The sequence below is a fragment of the Colwellia sp. TT2012 genome, assembly GCF_001440345.1.
In the GTDB taxonomy this organism is placed as follows: Bacteria; Pseudomonadota; Gammaproteobacteria; order Enterobacterales; family Alteromonadaceae; genus Colwellia.
Genome location: NZ_LJYX01000143.1, coordinates 1 through 783, shown reverse-complemented (window position 1 = coordinate 783; position 783 = coordinate 1). Strand labels below are relative to the sequence as shown.

The window sequence follows — 783 nt, the reverse complement described above, 5'->3', positions numbered from 1 at the left end:
CTGTCAGGTTTTTCAAGCCATCCAGGGCAGTGACCGTGAAGGTGCCGGTCTGGGTCAGTGCGGGACTGTTCGGGCTGGTGCCGTCGAACAGGTTTTTTTCGTAGACGGTCAACTCGCCGCCGTTTAATTGAAGACCGGTGAGTACAACAGGATCGTTGTTGTTATGTACCTGCAGGACCAGGTTGGCCGGGCTGGTATCGCCATCGGCATCCGTCAACGTGTAGGAGAAGGTTTCAGTCCCGTTGCCTCCGCCATTCAGGGCAAGGAATTGCGTATCGGTCTTGTCCAGGGTGTAGGTGTAGCTGCCATCGGCCAGCAAGTTCAGGGTGCCGTAGGTGCCGACGATGGTTGCGGGTGTCACCGGGCCAGTAGGGATGCGGTCGGCGCCTTGGACATCGTTGCCCAGCACGCTGCCGGTCAGGATCAGTTGGCTCTCAGAGGCCACTTGCGCATTGGTGTCGTCGTTGGCCTTGGGCACGTCATCGACCACGTTGACGTCCAGCGAGCCGGTTGCGCTGCTGTTGTTGCTGTCGGTCGCGGTTACCGTGAACGACTCGCTGATGCTGTTGGCATTGGCGCCGGTTGGGTGGGTGTCGGTGCCGTTGAGGGTGTAGCTGTAGCTGATCACGCCGGTGGTGGCGTTGTAGTTGGTGATGGTCAGGGTGTTGCCAAAACCGGTGGGTTCGGATTGCGGGAAAGTCGAAACCGCACCATTCGTGACGATGCTGATATCGCCCAAGGTAAGGTTTTTCAAACCATCCAGCGCCGTCACGGTGAAGGTCC

At 59.0% G+C, this 783-nt stretch carries 1 protein-coding gene; it reads right to left on the bottom strand.

The window, feature by feature from the left end; genetic code table 11:
- On the bottom strand, window positions 1–783 hold a 783-nt coding region (locus tag ASU03_RS20355), incomplete at both ends, for a VCBS domain-containing protein (RefSeq protein ID WP_197411323.1).